Origin of the sequence: Micromonospora sp. WMMA2032, from assembly GCF_002688545.1 — a bacterium.
GTDB lineage: Bacteria > Actinomycetota > Actinomycetes > Mycobacteriales > Micromonosporaceae > Micromonospora > Micromonospora sediminicola.
In genome coordinates, this window is record NZ_CP024052.1 from 2,259,849 (window position 1) to 2,276,200 (window position 16,352).

General features: G+C 74.2%; 19 protein-coding genes. 12 read left to right on the top strand and 7 right to left on the bottom strand.

The features are described from left to right. The first annotated feature begins 109 nt into the window (after positions 1-109). Positions 110-3,319, top strand: coding sequence for a hypothetical protein (locus CO540_RS09680; protein ID WP_157779093.1), 3,210 nt, complete (start codon positions 110-112; stop codon positions 3,317-3,319). On the opposite strand, the gene CO540_RS09685 is transcribed toward CO540_RS09680, so the two are convergent. Continuing rightward, positions 3,205-4,179: a PD40 domain-containing protein gene (locus CO540_RS09685; protein ID WP_099161780.1), complete on the bottom strand. Its 975-nt coding sequence runs from the start codon at positions 4,177-4,179 to the stop codon at positions 3,205-3,207. The two genes, CO540_RS09680 and CO540_RS09685, sit on opposite strands and share 115 nt — an antisense overlap. Continuing rightward, complete coding sequence (locus CO540_RS09690) at positions 4,176-5,447, bottom strand: MFS transporter (protein ID WP_099161781.1); 1,272 nt, start codon at positions 5,445-5,447, stop codon at positions 4,176-4,178. Before CO540_RS09690 ends, CO540_RS09685 begins: the two co-directional genes overlap by 4 nt. Before the next feature lie 226 nt (positions 5,448-5,673). Here CO540_RS09690 and CO540_RS09695 point away from each other — a divergent pair, with 226 nt between their 5' ends. Beyond that, a complete protein-coding gene (locus tag CO540_RS09695) occupies positions 5,674-7,047 on the top strand; it encodes a DNRLRE domain-containing protein (protein WP_099161782.1) in 1,374 nt (457 codons plus the stop codon). 95 nt (positions 7,048-7,142) lie between these two features. Further along, positions 7,143-7,370, top strand: a complete 228-nt coding sequence (locus CO540_RS09700; protein ID WP_099161783.1) for a hypothetical protein — start codon at positions 7,143-7,145, stop codon at positions 7,368-7,370. A 43-nt stretch (positions 7,371-7,413) separates the two neighbouring features. Here the strand turns inward: CO540_RS09700 and surE are convergent, their stop codons facing one another. Genes surE through CO540_RS09715 form a run of 3 tightly spaced genes read right to left on the bottom strand, consistent with a single transcriptional unit; the run spans position 7,414 to position 9,430 of the window. Further along, positions 7,414-8,244 (bottom strand): 5'/3'-nucleotidase SurE, encoded by an 831-nt coding sequence (gene surE, locus CO540_RS09705; protein WP_099161784.1) that lies wholly within the window; start codon positions 8,242-8,244, stop codon positions 7,414-7,416. Then, positions 8,234-9,175 carry a 1-phosphofructokinase family hexose kinase gene (locus CO540_RS09710; RefSeq protein ID WP_253866583.1) on the bottom strand — a complete coding sequence of 314 codons (942 nt, stop codon included), beginning with the start codon at positions 9,173-9,175 and terminating at the stop codon, positions 8,234-8,236. Before CO540_RS09710 ends, surE begins: the two co-directional genes overlap by 11 nt. A 42-nt stretch (positions 9,176-9,217) precedes the next feature. Next, positions 9,218-9,430 carry a hypothetical protein gene (locus CO540_RS09715; RefSeq protein ID WP_099161785.1) on the bottom strand — a complete coding sequence of 71 codons (213 nt, stop codon included), beginning with the start codon at positions 9,428-9,430 and terminating at the stop codon, positions 9,218-9,220. A gap of 189 nt (positions 9,431-9,619) precedes the next feature. Between CO540_RS09715 and CO540_RS09720 the strand changes: the two genes are divergently transcribed. Then, on the top strand, positions 9,620-10,324 hold the full coding sequence (locus CO540_RS09720; protein WP_099161786.1) for a hypothetical protein: 705 nt from the start codon (positions 9,620-9,622) through the stop codon (positions 10,322-10,324). Positions 10,325-10,342: 18 nt separating this feature from the next. Here the strand turns inward: CO540_RS09720 and CO540_RS09725 are convergent, their stop codons facing one another. After that, the gene (locus tag CO540_RS09725) at positions 10,343-10,810 is read right to left on the bottom strand and encodes a hypothetical protein (RefSeq protein WP_099161787.1); all 468 of its coding nucleotides are present in this window, start codon (positions 10,808-10,810) and stop codon (positions 10,343-10,345) included. Positions 10,811-10,995: 185 nt separating this feature from the next. Between CO540_RS09725 and CO540_RS09730 the strand changes: the two genes are divergently transcribed. Continuing rightward, positions 10,996-11,436, top strand: coding sequence for a VOC family protein (locus CO540_RS09730; protein WP_099161788.1), 441 nt, complete (start codon positions 10,996-10,998; stop codon positions 11,434-11,436). Positions 11,437-11,449: 13 nt separating this feature from the next. Here the strand turns inward: CO540_RS09730 and CO540_RS09735 are convergent, their stop codons facing one another. Then, on the bottom strand, positions 11,450-12,451 hold the full coding sequence (locus CO540_RS09735; protein WP_099161789.1) for an FAD-dependent oxidoreductase: 1,002 nt from the start codon (positions 12,449-12,451) through the stop codon (positions 11,450-11,452). Positions 12,452-12,564: 113 nt separating this feature from the next. Here CO540_RS09735 and CO540_RS09740 point away from each other — a divergent pair, with 113 nt between their 5' ends. The 7 genes from CO540_RS09740 (at position 12,565) to CO540_RS09770 (ending at position 16,352) form a co-directional block, all read left to right on the top strand. After that, entirely contained in the window at positions 12,565-13,461 is an 897-nt protein-coding gene (locus tag CO540_RS09740; protein WP_253866585.1) for a LysR family transcriptional regulator, read from the top strand. A gap of 64 nt (positions 13,462-13,525) precedes the next feature. Then, the gene (locus tag CO540_RS09745; protein WP_091578840.1) at positions 13,526-13,939 is read left to right on the top strand and encodes a YbaB/EbfC family nucleoid-associated protein; all 414 of its coding nucleotides are present in this window, start codon (positions 13,526-13,528) and stop codon (positions 13,937-13,939) included. Then, positions 13,936-14,265 carry a hypothetical protein gene (locus tag CO540_RS09750; RefSeq protein WP_099161791.1) on the top strand — a complete coding sequence of 110 codons (330 nt, stop codon included), beginning with the start codon at positions 13,936-13,938 and terminating at the stop codon, positions 14,263-14,265. The genes CO540_RS09745 and CO540_RS09750 overlap by 4 nt, the downstream gene beginning before the upstream one ends. A 3-nt stretch (positions 14,266-14,268) precedes the next feature. After that, entirely contained in the window at positions 14,269-14,763 is a 495-nt protein-coding gene (locus CO540_RS09755; RefSeq protein ID WP_091578845.1) for a hypothetical protein, read from the top strand. Next, positions 14,756-15,283: an endonuclease gene (locus CO540_RS09760; protein ID WP_099161792.1), complete on the top strand. Its 528-nt coding sequence runs from the start codon at positions 14,756-14,758 to the stop codon at positions 15,281-15,283. Before CO540_RS09755 ends, CO540_RS09760 begins: the two co-directional genes overlap by 8 nt. Then, positions 15,280-15,819 (top strand): SUKH-4 family immunity protein, encoded by a 540-nt coding sequence (locus tag CO540_RS09765; RefSeq protein ID WP_099161793.1) that lies wholly within the window; start codon positions 15,280-15,282, stop codon positions 15,817-15,819. The genes CO540_RS09760 and CO540_RS09765 overlap by 4 nt, the downstream gene beginning before the upstream one ends. Continuing rightward, positions 15,816-16,352, top strand: a complete 537-nt coding sequence (locus CO540_RS09770) for an SUKH-4 family immunity protein (RefSeq protein ID WP_099161794.1) — start codon at positions 15,816-15,818, stop codon at positions 16,350-16,352. The genes CO540_RS09765 and CO540_RS09770 overlap by 4 nt, the downstream gene beginning before the upstream one ends.

A 16,352-nucleotide genomic window follows, 5' to 3' on the forward strand; every position in this document is an offset into this window, starting at 1 on the left:
AGTTGTGGCACCGCGCGAAGACCGCGAAGAGGGCATCCGAGACACCGCAAGTCCAAGATCGACGGGTTCGGGCGCGAGGACCGGGGGCGGTCGGCACTAGTATGCGAGCGTGGCTCGGGTTCGGAGTCCGTACGCGTTGGTGGCCGCCGCTGTGGCGGTGCTGCTCGGCGCGGGCGTGGCCTGGGGTGTCGACGACGCGTTGGGGCTGAGCCACACCCCCGCCGACGTGCCACGGGAGACGGTCGTGGCAGCGCCGCTTCGACCGGCCGCGCCGGTGCCGCCGCTGTCCTCGATCGTGGTGCCCGATCACGTCCGCGCGCACAAGGCCGCCGCAGCGGTGGCGGACGCGCTGTCCGCACGGGGCCGTCCCCGCCCCACCGTCACCTGGACCGCACCGGAGAGGGTCGTGCCACCCGCGCCGACCACCGGACCGAGTACCCGCCCGGATCCGGCGAGCACGCCGCCCGCGCCGACCACCGGCCCAGGCGCGGGGAACACGTCGGCGGTGACCACACTCCGGGCGGAGCTGCGTGCCGGCGACGCGCCGGAGTCGTACCGGATCGGTGTGCGGCGCGCGGAGTTGACGGTCACCGGCGACCTCGCGGGTGTCACGGCCGGGCTCTACCGGCTGGCCGACCGGATCCGCTCCGGCGCTGACGTGCTGCCGGCGGCGGAGACGGGCCGCCCGGTCGCGCCCCGCCTGGGGCTGCGGTTGACCGACGCCGGGTCGGTCGGCCGCGAACCGGATCCGGCGGCGTTCGCGGCCGGTGACGACTACAGCCTGAACACCGACGTGGTCGCTCCGGCACTGCTGCCCCGGGCCCCCTGGGTGGACGCCGCCGCGGTGGCCCGGATCGACGCGCAGTTCCGGCAGTTCGTCGACCACGCCGTCGCGCAGGGCTACAACGGCGTCGTGGTGCCGGGCTTCCTGGAGTACGTCACGTTCGCCGGCGTCGGCGACGGGCACGCCGTCTATCCGGCCGGGGACCCGCACGTCGACCGGGCGCGGGCCATGGTCGCGGCGTTCGGCCCGGTCTTCCGGTACGCCGACGAGATGGGGCTGCGGGTCTTCCTGCTCACCGACATGCTCGCGGTCTCGCCGCCGTTGGCGGCGTACCTGAGCAGGACGGTGGGCGGGCTGGACACCACCGACTCCCGCCTCTGGGACGTCTACCGGGCCGGGCTGACCGAACTGTTCGGCAGCATGCCGTTCGTCGCCGGCCTGATGGTCCGCATCGGCGAGGGCGGCGAGGTGTACGCCGGCAGCGGCTGGGACTACACGTCGAAGCTCGCGGTCACCACGCCCGCCGGCGTCCGCGCCATGCTGCGGGCGCTGCTCGACACGGCGGGACCGGCCGGCAAGGAGATCATCTTCCGGACCTGGACGGTCGGCGTCGGCGCGGTCGGCGACCTGCACACCAACCCCGACGCGTACGCCGAGGTGCTGGGCCGGTTCGACGACCCGCACCTGATCGTGTCCACCAAGTACACGCTCGGGGACTTCTACAGCCACCTGCCGTTGAACACCACGCTGCTCGGCGGCACGCACCGGCGGATCGTGGAGTTCCAGGCCCGGCGCGAGTTCGAGGGGTTCGGCGCGCTGCCCAACGACCTCGGCCCGCTGCACCGCGACGCGCTGCGCGCGTTCCTCGCCGCGAACCCGCGCGTCGAGGGCGTGTGGAACTGGACCCAGGACGGCGGTCCGCTGCGCGCCGGGCCGATGTCGCTCTACCTGCGCACCGGCTTCTGGCAGCTCTACGACCTGAACACGGACGCGGTGGCGCGGCTGGCCTGGGACCCGGACACCGACCCGGCCCAGGTGACCGCGGAGTGGGCGTACCGGACGTTCTCCGCCGACCCGGTCACCGTGGCCGCGATCGGGCAGGCGATGGCGCTGTCCCGGGCGGCGGTGACCACGGGCCTCTACGTCGGCCCGTACGCGGACACGTCGGTGCGGGCCCTCGGGCTGGAACCGCCGCCGATGATGTGGATCTTCGAGTGGGACATCCCGACCGGTGACTCCGCCGCCCTGGACAGCATCTACGCGGTCGCCCGCGACCGGGTCGACGCGGCGGTCGCCGAGGGCGACGAGGCCGTCGCCACGGCCCGGCGGATGCGCGAGCTGGTGGCCGCCACCGACCCGGCCACGTGGCGGGACGCCGGCCTGCGGCAGCGGTTCGTCGACACACTCGACTACCAGGTGGACCTGTTCGTCACGCTCGGCGCGTACCGGGCCATGGTGCTGCGGCACGCGCAGTGGCTGGACACCGGCGCCGACGCCGCGTACGCGCGCTGGCGGTCGGCCGCCGACGCGTACCGGGAGGCGCGGGACCACCACCGGCAGCGCTACGGCGGGGACCTCGACCTGCCGGCGTACCGCTTCACCGCGGCCGACCTCGGCGCGCAGCGGGCGGACCGCGACCCGGCGATGGCCTGGGTGGCGCGGGCGCTGCTGGTCCTGGTCGCGGTCGTGGTGGGGTGGGGCCTGCGGGGGCGCGGGCCGGGCGGCGCGGCGGCCCGGGCCCTGCTGCTCGGCGCGCTGCGGCCGTGGCGGCTGGCCGCGTTCCCGGCGCCGGCGTCCCGGCTGGACCGGGTGCTGGTCTGGCTTGTGCCGGCAGTGGTGCTGGTGGGGAGCCGGCTGGCGTTCACCTGGTTCGCCGCGCCCGCGCACCTGCTGGTCACGCTCGGCGGGTGGGCGCTGTTCGCGCTGGTCGTCCGGCTGGCGGTGGGCCGGCGGGATCCGTTCGCCCTGTGGGCGGTCCTCGGCGGGGTGGCGGTGCTGCGCAGCGCCCTGCTGCTGGCGGTGCTGGCCGGGCGCGGGCCGGGCCGCTACTGGTTCGTGTTCTGGACCGCGCCGGCCCGCCGGGCGGTCTACCTGACCGTGGCGGTGGCGGCGTTCTGCTGGCTGTTCGTGGCGACCGCCGTGGTGCTGCGCGACCGCTACGGGCTGGCCCGCCGCCGCGCCGTGGGGCGGACGCTCACCGCCGCCGGGGTGCCGCTGGCGGTGCTCGCCGGGCTGGTCGCGTCGGTCGGCGCGGAACGGGCGCTGACCGTGTGGAACGACCAGATGGCGCTGCTGCCGTGGGGGTTGTCCCGGATCCTCGGCATCACCGTCTACCTGGGCGTCCCGGTGGAGCTGCCCGAGTACGCGGCCGGCGCGGGGGTGGTCCTGGCCGTGGCCGGGCTGCTGCTGTCGGTCGGTCGTCAGGTGAGCGGGGACGGCGACTCCGCGCCGGGCAGCAGCAGCCGGGGCGTGCCGGAGCCGTCGGCCGGCACCGACCAGACGTCCGGGCTGCCGTCGTCCCGGCGCAGCGTGTAGGCCAGCGTCGCGCCGTCCAGCCAGGCGGCCTGGTCGTCCACGCTCGCCCGCTCGGCGGTGGCGGTCACCCGCATGGTGCGCAGGTCGAGCACGGACAGCCGCCAGCCCTTCGCCGGGTCGGCGTCGACCGCCTCCTTGAACGCGATCCGGGTGCCGTCCGGCGACAGGGACGGGCACTCGACGTTCTCCCGTACCGTCGTCACGGTCCGGGCGGCGGCGTCGCCCCGGACCAGCCAACGCTTCCCGGCGGTGGACATGGTGGCGTAGAACGCGTTGTCGTCGCCCGCGAACGTGACGCCCCAGAAGTTGACGTCGGCGCTGCGGTAGGGCCGGCCGTCGCGCCGGATCGTGAAGTCCTCCAGCGTGGTGACCGTCGCGCCGGTGCGGGTGTCGAGGAAGCCGGTGCGGGTGAAGAAGCCGCTGCTGGTGTAGGAGTCCCCGCCGACGAACGTGGTCCAGGAGACCATCCGGCCCGAGGCCGACACCCGGGCCCGGTTGGGCAGCCCCGGCACGTCCAACCGTCGGGTCGGGCGCAGCGCCGCGTCGAGCACCACCACCTGGTACGACCACGGACTGCTCGGGGCCAGGCAGACGCCGGTGCCGGCGGCCGCGTACACCCGCAGGCACTCCGTGTCGGAGACGGCGCGCGGGCCGGCGGGGTCGGCCAGCGCGGCGGTGGAGACGTGCCGGTCGGTGACGGCGAGCAGCCGGGGTCCGGGGCGCAGCGTGACCGCGCGGTCGGCGGCCGACGCGGGCGCCGGGGCGGGACGCGCCGACACGACGGCGTAGCCGGCGGCCGACGCCCCCAGGACGACCACCGAGGCGGCCAGCGTGGCGAGCTTCGCGCGCATCGACGTCATCGGGGCGACCTCCCGGGCAGCGGGGCGAGCAGGAACACGCTGACCAGCAGCGCGACGACGACGGCCAGGGCCGCGACGCCGCTGGCCGCGCGCGGGCCCCAGACCTGCCAGGCGAGGCCGAACAGGACCGAGGAGACCAGATACGCCAGCGCCTGACCGGTCTGCACGAGCGCGATGCCGGTGGTGCGGACCCGGGCCGGCAGCACCGGGCCGGCGAGCGCGATCAGCACACCGTCGGTGGCGGCGTAGAACAGGCCGTAGAGCGCGAGCGTGAGCACGAGCAGCGGCCAGCCGTGCACCGGGCCGGCGAGCAGCAGGTAGGTCCCGCCGAGCGCGACGTAGCCGCCGACCACCACCGGCAGCCGGCCGATCCGGTCGGCCAGCGCGCCGAGCGGGCCGGCGAGGAGCAGGTAGGCCAGGCTGGTGCCGACCGCGAGCAGCGGGAACCAGCGCAGGTCGACGTCCGCACGCCGTTGCAGCAGCAGGTAGACGAAGCCGTCGCCGATGGTGGCGAGGCCGAGCAGCGCGGCGGCCAGGACCAGGCGACGGACCGGACGGTCGCGCAGCAGGCCGGCCGCCTCGCGTACGGTGACCCGCCGCTCGTCCGTACCGCCGGCGGGCCCGACCGGCGCCGGCCGTTCCCGCACGAAGAGCACGAGCACGACGACGGCCAGGGCGGCGACGCAGAAGCTGGTCACGAAGACCGCGTCGTAGTTCGGCCCGACGGCGACCAGGACCGCGAACGCGACCAGCGGGCCGAGGAACGCGCCGACGCCGTCCATCGCCCGGTGCACGCCGAACGCCCGGCCCAGCGCGTCGGGCGGGGTGGCCAGCGTGATCAACGCGTCGCGGGGCGCGGTGCGGATGCCCTTGCCGAGCCGGTCCACCGCGATCACCGCGCCGATCGCCGGCACCGACCGGCCGGCGAGCAGCAACCCGAGCTTGGCCACGGCGGAGAGCGCGTACCCGGCGCCGGCGACGAGCTTGCGGCGCCGGAAGCGGTCGGCCACGAAGCCGCCGACCACCCGCAGCACGGCGGTGGCGCCGGTGTACACGCCGTCGAGCACGCCGAACGCCAGCGGGCTGAGGTTGAGCCCCAGCACCAGGTACAGCGGCAGCACCGCGGTGACCATCTCGGCGGACACGTCGGTGATCAGGCTGACCGTGCCGAGGGCGAGGACGGTGCCGCCCACTCCGGCGAGGCGGCGGCGCGGCCGGTCCCCGGCGGGCGGGTCGGTCGCCGGCCGGGACACGGTCGACAGGTACACGGGCGGTCCCCTCCGGCTCGACGACGGAACGAGCAGCCATCGTGCGGGCGGGGGCCGGACACCACAACGGACGGTCGGTGCCGGCCAGGCGTGCGGCGGACGAACGATCCGCAAACATCGAGGAGTTTCCCTGCCAGGGGGTGTCGTTCACCCGGCCGTCAACCGCCGGTCCATCGACCTTCCTACATTCCGTGGGCTGTCATCACCCCCATGGAAGGGGCCCTGGATGGGCATTCGACTCCCCCGCCCGCCGGTCACGCTGGGCGCGGCCGTGCTGCTGGTCGCCGCCGGCACCGCCGCCGTGCTCACCGGTCCGGGCGCCGCGTCGGCCGCGAGCGTCACGTTCACCCCGGTCGCCGACACGTACGTGCAGAGCGACGCGGCCGGCACCAACTACGGCACCGCCACGCAGATCGTGGTGGACAACTCCCCGGTCCGCCGGATGTTCCTGCGGTTCACGGTCAGCGGCGTCAGCGGCACGATCACCAACGCCACGCTGCGGCTGCGCACGATCAGCGGCAACGACGGCAGCAACGTCGGCGGCACGGTGCGGGCGATGTCGTCCACCTCCTGGTCGGAGACCGGCACCACCTGGAACAACCAGCCGGCCGTCGACGGCGCGACCATGGGCTCGATCGGGTCGGTCGGCGCCGGCAGCTGGTACGAGGTGGACGTCACCGCGGCGGTCACCGGCAACGGCACGTTCAGCTTCGGCGCCACCTCCACCAGCAGCGACGGCGCCTACTACAGCTCGCGGGAGAGCGGCGGCAACGCCCCGCAGCTGGTGATCACCACCGGCAGCACCCCACCGTCGGGTGACCCGGTGCTGGTCGGCGCCGGCGACATCAGCAACTCCGGATCCGGCGACAGCGCCACCGCGGCACTGCTCGACGGCATCCCCGGCACCGTGTTCACCACCGGTGACAACGTCTACAACAGCGGCACCGCGCCGGAGTTCAGCACCTACTACAACCCCACCTGGGGCCGGCACAAGGCACGTACCCGCCCGTCGCCGGGCAACCACGACTACAACACCTCCGGCGCCAGCGGCTACTACGGCTACTTCGGCAGCCAGGCCGGGCCGAGCGGGCGCGGCTACTACTCGTACGACCTGGGCAACTGGCACGTGGTGTCGCTCAACTCCAACATCAGCATGTCCGCCGGCTCGGCGCAGGAGCAGTGGCTGCGGTCGGACCTGGCCGCCAGCACCAAGCCGTGCACGCTCGCCTACTGGCACCACCCGCTCTACACGTCCAGCTCCAACCACGCGCCGTCGACCGGCACCCGCCCGCTCTACCAGGCGCTCTACGACTACGACGCGGACGTCGTGGTGTGGGGACACAACCACGTGTACGAGCGGTTCGCGCCGATGAACGCCAACGGGGGCCTGGACACCGCCCGCGGCCTGCGCAGCTTCGTCGCCGGGATGGGCGGGGCCGGCCACTACGGCTTCGGCACCATCCAGCCCAACAGCGAGGCCCGCAACAGCAGCGCGTACGGGGTCCTGAAGTTCACCCTGCACGCCGGCACGTACGACTGGCAGTTCGTGCCGGTGGCCGGTCAGACGTACCGCGACAGCGGCACCGGCAGCTGCCACTGACCAGGCCCGCCGCCCGGCCGGGCTCCCGGCCGGGCGGTGTGCCACCTCCCGTCCCGGGGTACCGCAGAGTCAGGAGCACCGGTGAGGAGGACGAGATGACCGACCCCAGGTACGCACCGATCGGGCTGGCCGCCGCCGGGCGGCTGGTGCCCGACGACGGCGAGACCGGCGGTGGCGAGGTCGTCGGCGCGGACGACGCGGCGGCCGACGCCGCCCGGGCCGGCGCCGACGTGGACCTGTCCGCGGCCACCCGGGACAGCGACGGCACCCCGGTCGGGGCCGCCGACGCCGAGGCCGACCGCGAGCGGGCCGCCGACGCGTGACCGACCCCTGGGCCCCGCCACCGGTCGACGGTGGCGGGGCCTTTCACCTGTCGATCGGCAGTTCCACCTCGGGCAGGTGGCCCAGCGCCCGCACGGCGGTCACCGCGGCGTAGCCGTCGGCCAGCCACGCCAGGTCGGTGCCGGGGACGGCCCGCACCGCGTTCTCCTCCACCGCCGTCCGCACGAAGCCCTCGCCACGCTCGGCGACGGACACCTGCACCTGGCCAAACGGGGCCAGGGTCGCCTGCCGCAGCCCGGCCACCTGGTCGGCCGGGAGGTCGGGCACGTTCAGGTTGAGCACCGTGCCGGGGTCGGCGTCGAGCAGCCAGGGCAGCAGCGTGGCGGCCAGCTCGGCGGCGGTGGACCAGTGCCGGGACTCGTCGTCCACGGTGTCGAGCACCGCGATCGCCGCGCCGCCGCTGCCGGCGCTCGCCGCCGCCGGGGTGAGCACGTCCAGCGAGACGGCCAACGCCCGGATGCCGCTGTTGCCGGCGGTCAGCGCCGCGCCGACGGTGCCCGAGTGCAGGATCGCGTGGCCCGCGTTGGCGCCCCGGTTGATGCCGGACAGCAGCACGTCCGGGGCCGGCCCGAACACGCCGAGCCCGGCCAGCACCGCGATGTACGCCGGCGACGCGGCCACCGCGTACGCCGGCACGTCGGGCAGCCCGTCCAGCTCCGTGCCGGTGAAGACCAGCCGCCCGTCGTCGGTGACCGCGGACAGCGCCGCGCTCATCCCGCTCGCCTCGGCCTGCGGCGCGGCGACCACCACGTCGAGCCCGCGCTCGTGGGCGGCCCGGGCCAGTTCCCGGATGCCCGGGGCGTGCACGCCGTCGTCGTTGGTCACCAGCACCCGCGCCGGCCGGTCAGCGGTCATCGTCGCCGCCCTCCAGCGGGGTCAGCCGGACCCGGCCGGCGAGTTCCCGCACCGCCTCGGCCCGGCCGGTGCCCAGTCCGTGGCGGGTCACGTTGAGCGCACCGGCGGCGGCGGCGACGGGCAGCGCCGCCCGCATGTCACCGCCCCGGGCCAGCACCGCGGCCACGCCCGCGGTCATCGAGTCGCCGGCGCCCCGGTGGTCGGCCAGCTCCAGCGGCGGCGCGTGCACCAGCAGCGCCTCACCGTCGTCGAGCAGCGCCAACGCCGGTTCCCCGGCCCGACTGATCAGGACGAACTTCGCGCCCCGCTCCTGGCACCGGCGGCCGGCGGCGCGCAGCGCCTCGACACTGTCGTCGGTGGCCAGCCCGTCGTCGAGAAGTTCCTCGTGGCTGACCTTGAGCACGGTCACGCCGCCGTCGAGCACCGCCTCCAGGTACGGGCCGGACAGGTCCGCCACCACGGTCCCACCGTTGGCGGTCAGGTCGGCGGCCAGCCGGCGGTAGATGTCCGGGTCCACCACCTGCGGGTCGGCGGGGCCGCTGAGCACGCTGACCGGTGCGCGCAGCCCTTCGGTCAGCGTCACGGTGTACAACTCGTCGATGTCGTGGCGCACCATCGGCGCGCCCGGGTGCTCGGCGATCTCGGTCCGCTCGCCGTCGCGCCGGTCGTGCACGTACCAGCCGGTGCCCGACTCCCGCCGGACCACGCGGACCGTCACGTCCTCGTCGTCGAGCAGTTTGCGGACCGCGTCGCCGACCTCGCCGCCGAGACCGACGCACATCGTCACCGGCACCCCGAGCGCCGCGATCATCCGGGTCTGCCACACCCCCTGCCCACCCGGGTGCAGATGCAGCTCGGTCGCGCCGGCCTGCTGCTCGATGGTCACGGTCAACAGCGGGGCCGGGGCGAACACCATCACCTTCTGGTCCATCAGCCTGTGATGCCCGCCGACCGGCCCCGGTAACCCCCCAGGTCAGCGCGGACGCGCGGCGGAACGGCGGCGCCGCAGGTACGGCAGCGCGAACAGGTAGAGGCCGCTGACCAGAAGCAGGGCGAGCGGGAGCAGCGGCACGTAGGAGACCCACACGATCGGGTCCTTCCGGGCCAGCGCGACGAAGGTGATCACGACGGTTACGGTGAAGGCGACGGAGAACCAGCGGTGCAGCTGACGGATGCGCGTGTCCATGGGTGGTGGCCTCTCGCCGGTGGCCTCCCCGGCGGGACGCCCGTGCCGGAAACGCTAGGCCCGCCCACCCGCCCGAGGCTTCTCGATTCCTGACCGGTCCACGCCGCGCCGCCGCCCGGCCGCACACGCGACGGGTTGCCCGCCAGCCCTACCCTGCCGACAACAGCAGCCGACGCCACGGGGGCAGGCATGCAGATCATCGAACACAGCGTCGTCGGCACCCGGTCCGCCGTGCTTCGTCTGCGCCGTCCCGGCAGCCAGTTGCAGTTCCTGGTGTTCCCGATGCTCCACGTGGCGAGTCCGGGGTTCTACGCGGCGGTGACGCAGCGGCTCCGCGGGTGCGACCTGCTCGTCGTCGAGGGCATCGGCGGCCGGTCGGCTCTCGGCTCGGCGTTGACGCTCACCTACCGGGCCATGCCGGCCAACCGGCGCTCCGGCCTGGTGACCGATCCCATTCAGTATTCGTCTCTCGGCGTCGAGGTGCTCAACCCGGACGTGACCGCGGCGGAGTTCGCCCAGGGCTGGCGGGCGATGCCGCTGCGCTACCGCCTCCAGATGTGGCTGATGATCCCGGTGGTGACCGTGATCCAGTTCTTCGGCGGCACCAGGCGGCTGCTCTCGCCCGAGATCGAGATGAGTGACCTGCCGTCGCCCACCGACGAGCGGTACGCCGACCACGAGTTCACCGAGCACGCCGAGCGCGCGTTCGGCGGCGCACGCGACGAGCGGCTCCTCGCCGCCCTGTCCGAGCTGATCCGTAGCCGGTCGGAGGAACGCATCGACGTGGCGGTCGTCTACGGCGCCGGGCACGTGCCGGCGATCGTGCGCGGGCTCTTCGAGCTGCACGGCTACCGTCCACGCGCCGCGGAATGGCTCACCGTTCTCGAGCGGTGAGCGCCCACCGCACCGGCGTCACCGGCGGACGGCGCGGGCGAGGTTCCCCAGGGCGACGACGGTGGCCGCGCAGGCGGCGACCATCAGCAGGACCGTCGCCGGCTGGACGGTACGCATGTGGTCGGCACCGTTCGACGAGGCGAACCCGTACCACCCGAGCGCGAGCGGGTTGAGCAGCACCGCGGCGAGGGCCGTCCACCCGGCCGCGGGCGGCCGCTCCCCGGCGGTCCGGGCCGGCCGACGGACGGCCCACGTGCCGACGGCGGCGAACGTGACGAGCAGCGTGAGCAGCAGCAGGCCGACCATGGCGGGCAGCAGCTCACGCAACGGCACCAGGTGGTCGAGCAACTCCGCCACGAAGCCGGCGCCGTCGTGGGTGACCAGGCCGATCCGGTAGCTGTAGTTCGAGAGCGCGACGACCGTGTATGCGATGTGGACGGTCGTCAGGGCGGCGATGGCGGCCAGGGCGGCACGGCGGGCGAGCACCGGCCGAGGATAACGTCCGCTCCGTCAACCCACGGTGCCCCTGATTTGGCCAGGCAGTCCTCGACCGGCCGAACGGTCACGGCCACGAACTGGCCCACCGTCCTGGAGCGGTGACCGCCGTCCGACGGCCGGCCGACGCGTGCACATCCCGAATCCGGGTCACCCTTCGTCCTACCCTCGCAGGCATGACGATTCAACGCATGGACAACGTCGGCATCGTCGTGGACGACCTCGACGCCGCGATCGCCTTCTTCACCGCGCTCGGCATGGAACTGGAAGGCCGGATGCCGATCGACGGGAGGTGGGCGGGACGGGTCGTCGGGCTCGACGACATGCGGAGCGAGATCGCGATGATGCGGATCCCGGACGCGCCCGGCAAGCTCGAACTGGTGCGATACCACTCCCCGACGGCGATCATCCCGGAGCCGAGTGTCGCCCCGGCCAACACGCTGGGCCTGCACCGCGTCATGTTCGCCGTCGACGACATCGAGGAAACGCTCGCCCGTCTCCGCCCGCACGGCGCCGAACTCGTCGGCGAGGTGACGCGTTTCGAGGACGTCTTCCTGCTCTGCTACCTGCGCGGGCCGAGCGGCATCATCGTCGGGCTGGCCGAGCAGCTGACCTGATCAACCGACGTCGTCAAGCCGGTTGGCGCCGGGGAGCCGGACGGTCGGCGCTCCCCGGTCCCGTTTCCGCTCCGGCCGACAGGGCCAGGTCCGCCACCTCGGCCGCGCACCCCCAGGAGAGCGTCACCCCCGCCCCGCCGTGCCCGTACGCGTGCACCAGCCGCCCGTCCGCCGGGTCCACCTCGACCCGAGGCCCGCCGTGCCGCGCCGGCCGCAGCCCGATCCGCTCCCCCAGCACCGGCGCGTCGGCCAGCCGGGGCACCAGTGCGACGCAGCGACGCCGGATCGCCACCGCCGCCTCCGGGCCGGGCCGGGTGTGCGCCACCCCGGGTTCGTACGTGCCGCCGAGCACCACGTCGTGGCGGCGCGGATGCACGTAGGTGATGCCGGCCGGGTCGTCCTCGTCGCGGACCGAGACGGTCAGGCCGGGGTTCGCCACCAGCAGGACGTGCCCGCGGACCGGATGGACCGCCGGGTCGTCGGCGAGCCGGCCGGCGGCCAGGCCGGTCGCGTTGACCACCACCGGCGCGATCTCGTACGCCTCCGCGAGCGTGTCCACCGGGCGGCGGACCACCCGCCCGCCACCGTTCTCCACCTGCCGGTACAGCCAGGTCAGGTATCGGTTCATCTCCACCGTCGGGGCGGTGAAACGCAACAGCGTGGTGTACGGGGGCCGGGCCGGCTCGGCCACCAGGTCACCGCAGGCGTCCGCCCACCACGGCGGCCCGTCGTACGGGTGGCGCAGCCACATCCGGGTGGGCCGGTCGACCACCCCCGGCACGCCGTCGACCGCCTGGCGGCGCAACTCGGCGTGGGTGTCCCGGGCCCAGCGCAACACCCGGGGGTCCTCGTCGGTGTGGCTCGGGTACCAGACCGCGGCGGCCACCGCGGACACGATGTCCGCCGGGTCGTGCGCGGTCAGCACGGTGACCCGGGCGCCCCGCCGCTGAAGGGTGAGCGCCGTCGTCATCCCGACGACCCCGCCGCCGACCACCACCACGTCCGCTGCCGTCATCGTCCGCTCCCGTCGCCCGTACCGTCGGTGTTCCGTCGATGGTGACCGCCCGGACGGCGTCCGGTCCAAGACGAATCGGGGAGCCGGCGATAAGCGGCGCTTATGATGGCGGCGTGGCGGAGACCCCGGGCGCCTGGTCGGACCTGCGCCGGCTGCGCTCCTTCGTGGTGCTCGCCGACGAACGGCACTTCACCCGCGCGGCGGCCCGGCTGGGCATCGCCCAGCCCGCGCTCAGCCAGCAGATCCGGGCCCTGGAGCGGCAGCTCGGCGTGCCGCTGGTGCAACGCACCAGCCGGGGCTGCACGCTGACCGAGGTGGGCGCCCGGGTCGCCGACGAGGCCGGCCGGATGCTCGCCGACGTGGACGCCGCCGCCGCCCGCATCCGTGACCTGGTACGCGGCCGGGGCGGGCGGCTGCGGCTGGCGTACACCCGCTCGGCGCGCGGTGGGCGCGTGGACGCGCTGGTCGCCCGCTTCCGGGCCGCCCACCCGGACGTCGAGGTGGTCGCCGAGACGGCCTGGACCGCGCCGAACGTCGCCGGGCTGCTCGCCGGCCGGCTGGACGCGGCGTTCGTCCGTCCCCCGGTGGACGAACCGGCACTGGCCTGCCGCACGGTCGACACCGAGGAACTGGTGCTGGCGCTGCCGGCCGGTCATCCCCTGGCCGCCGGCCGCCGCCGGATCGGCCGCGCCGAGGTGGTCGACCTGCCGGCGGTGATGTGGCCCCGGGAGAACGGGCCGGGCATGTTCGACCGGACCATCGCGCAGGTGTGGCCGCGCGGCGGCTTCCGGCTGGTCCGGCAGGAGCCGGACGACGAGCAGTTGCTGCGCGCGGTGGCGCAGGGCGACGTGGTCGCGGCCGTGCCGGCCGGTCGGGCCCGGGCGTTGCGGCTGCCCGGCGTACGGCTGCGCCGGTTCACCGCCCCGACGCCCACTGTGGACGTCGGTTTGGCCTGGCCGGCGGAGAGCACCAACCCGGCGCTGCACGCGCTCCTGGCCCTGCTCGACTGAGCGCGGGGCCGATCGGCGTGTCCGCCTCGGTTACGCTCGGGACGCTCGGCCTTGGGGAGGGCTCATGACTGCGGATCCTTCGATGAGCGGCGACTTCACCCGCATGCTCGACGCGACGATGGCGGCACTTCGGACGGTCGGCCCGCCGCCCGGCGACGACGCGGACACACCGGCCGTCGGCGAGGCCGCCGACGGCCAGGTCCGCGCGGAGATGGGGCCGGACGGCCGGCTCCGGTCGCTGCACGTCGAGCCGCGGCTGATGCGGCTCGGCTCCGAGGAGTTGACCGCGCACGTCGTCACCGCGGTCAACGCGGCGATCGACGGGTTGCGTACGACGCCGGCACCGCAGGTGGCGGACATGTCGCAGCTGCGCGAGCAGTTGCGGGAGGTGCGGGACACCGCCGTACCCCGGCTCGGGTCGTTCCTCGACGCGCTCACCGAGGCGCAGGAGCGGCTGGCGCGGGGGACACAGCGGTGAGCGGCGACGGGTTCGAGGTGCACCCGCCGCTGATCCGGGCCGCCGGCAAGGGCGTCGCCGACCTCGCCACCCGCTTCTCCGGCGAGCTGGAGGCGTTCGAGGCGCGGATGCGGGGCTACGGCGAGCCGTGGGGCGCCGACGACATCGGCTCGCTCATCGGCATCGCCTACACCGAGGTGGCCAACTACATCGTCGACTGCGTGGGCATGGCGACGGAGGAGTTCACCTCCGCCGGCGCCGACATCACCGGCATGGCCGACGCGTACGAGCGGGTCGACGACGACGGCGCGGGCACCATGCGGTCGCTGGCCGGCGAGTTGGGGTGACCGGTGGGACTGCAACTGCCCGGTGAGCTGATCACCGCGCTCGGCTGGATCGGCTACACCTGGCCGGAGGCCGACGAGGTGAAGCTCTTCGAGATGGGCCAGGCGTGGATCGAGTTCGCCGGCCGGATCGGGGCGGCGGCCGGTGAGGCGGACGCGGCGGCGGCACAGGTGTGGACGCAGAACGTGGGGCCGGCGGTGGCCGCGTTCCAGAAGTGGTGGGGCGGCGAGCAGAACGGGCCGCTGGTGCTGCACGACAGCATGCCGGCGGCCGTGCTGCTCGGCGCCGGGCTGATCATCTGCGCGGCGATCGTGCTGGCGTTGAAGATCGCGGTGATCGTGCAACTGGCGATCCTCGCGTTCGAGGTGGCCCAGGCGATCGCCACCGCCGTGGTCACGTTCGGGGCGTCGCTGGCCGAGATCCCGATCTTCCAGGTGATCACCCGGGAGATCGTCGGCGCGCTGATCGACCAGGTCATCGGCCGGCTGCTCGATGCCTAGCCCGAGACGCGGCCGGGGCGCCGCCGCGAAGCCGGCCGCCGGCCGGATCGTCCGCAAGGCGGTCGAGAAGCTGGAGAAGCCGATCGTCCGGGTCACCGGGCCCAACCGGAGCCTGCCCACCAGGGTGGTCCGGGTCGAGCGCCGGGACTTCCACGCCACCGCCCAGTTCCGGCGCAAGATGGCGGCGCTCAAGAAGCTCAGCGACGAGGGCAAGCTCTACAAGGCCACCAACCCGGTCCAGCGGGACAAGAGCATCACCGACGGCTACAAGGAGCGGATCCGGCAGAAGATCTGGGACAAGTACTGGCCGCACGACAAGGACCTCGCCAACCGGCTCAGCCAACGACTCAGCGACTACCACCCCGACCACGTGTGGGAACTGCAGCTCGGCGGGCCGGACACCGTCGACAACCTCAAGCTGCTGCATGGTAGAACCAACACAGACATCGGCTCCCAGATCTGGGGGCAGATCCAGAATCTGCCGGACGGGACCCCGATCCGAATAGAGGTAGTGGATTGACTCCCGATCTTGCGCAGCTGCTCGACGAACTCCGCGCCGACCTGGCCGAGGAGGAGCCGGCCAGCCTCGCGTACGCGCGGATCGGCGACCCGGCCGACGAGGGTGACGTGCCGGCGGAGCTGCCGACCGGCCTGCGCGAGTTCCTGCTCGTCGCCGACGGCCTGCGGGCCGGCGCGATCGAGCTGGCGTCGACCGGCCGGCTGGCCGCGGTGCAATACTTCCTCGACTACGCGCCCGACTTCTCCCCCATCCCCCAGGACAAGGCCGGCTGGCTGGTCGTCGGCACCCGCAGCGACGAGCCGATCTTCCTGGAACGCGCCACCGGCGCGGTCTGGTACTTCCCCCCGACCGGCACCGAGTGGTTCATGGGCGACGCCTTCGCGGAGCTGGCCCCCGACCTCGACTCGTTCGTGCACTACTACGTCCTCGGCCCCGGCTACGCCGAGCTGGTCACCGACGACGACCAGTGGTATGCGTTCCTGCACCGGCAGGGCCTGCTCGACGAGGCGGACGAGGACGACGAGGCACAGCCGTGACCGTCACCCGCGAGCAGCTCACCGCGCTCTGGGGTGAGCGGGGCGTCGTCTACTTCCCCGACCAGCGCTTCGACGCCGTCCTCGGGCCGCTCGGCCCGGAGGTCTTCCCGCCCGACGGCGCCCTCCCGGTCGAGGTGCCGATCCTGTTCACCGTGGACGTCACGGTCCCCGACGTCGAGCTGTTCTCCACCCTGGCGATCGAGCTGGGCGACCAGGGCCCCCGCCCGTACGTCGTGCTGGGCTGCTCCCCGGAGGATCCCGCGCTGCTGTTCTGCCTGGACGCGGGCACCGGCGAGGTGCTCCTGCTCGACCTGGACACGCCCAACCTGGAGACGGTGAACCACACCTTCGCCGCGTTCGTGGAGTTCCTCTACCGGTTGGGGCAGCTCATCGCGACCGACCCGGGCGGGCGGGAGCGGGCCGCCCGGGCGGCAGCGATCCGGGAGGACCTGCGCACGGTCGACCCGGCGGCGTTCGCCGACCCGGAGTCCTGGTGGAACATGGCCTTCGACGAGCTGGAGTCCACCGCCTGA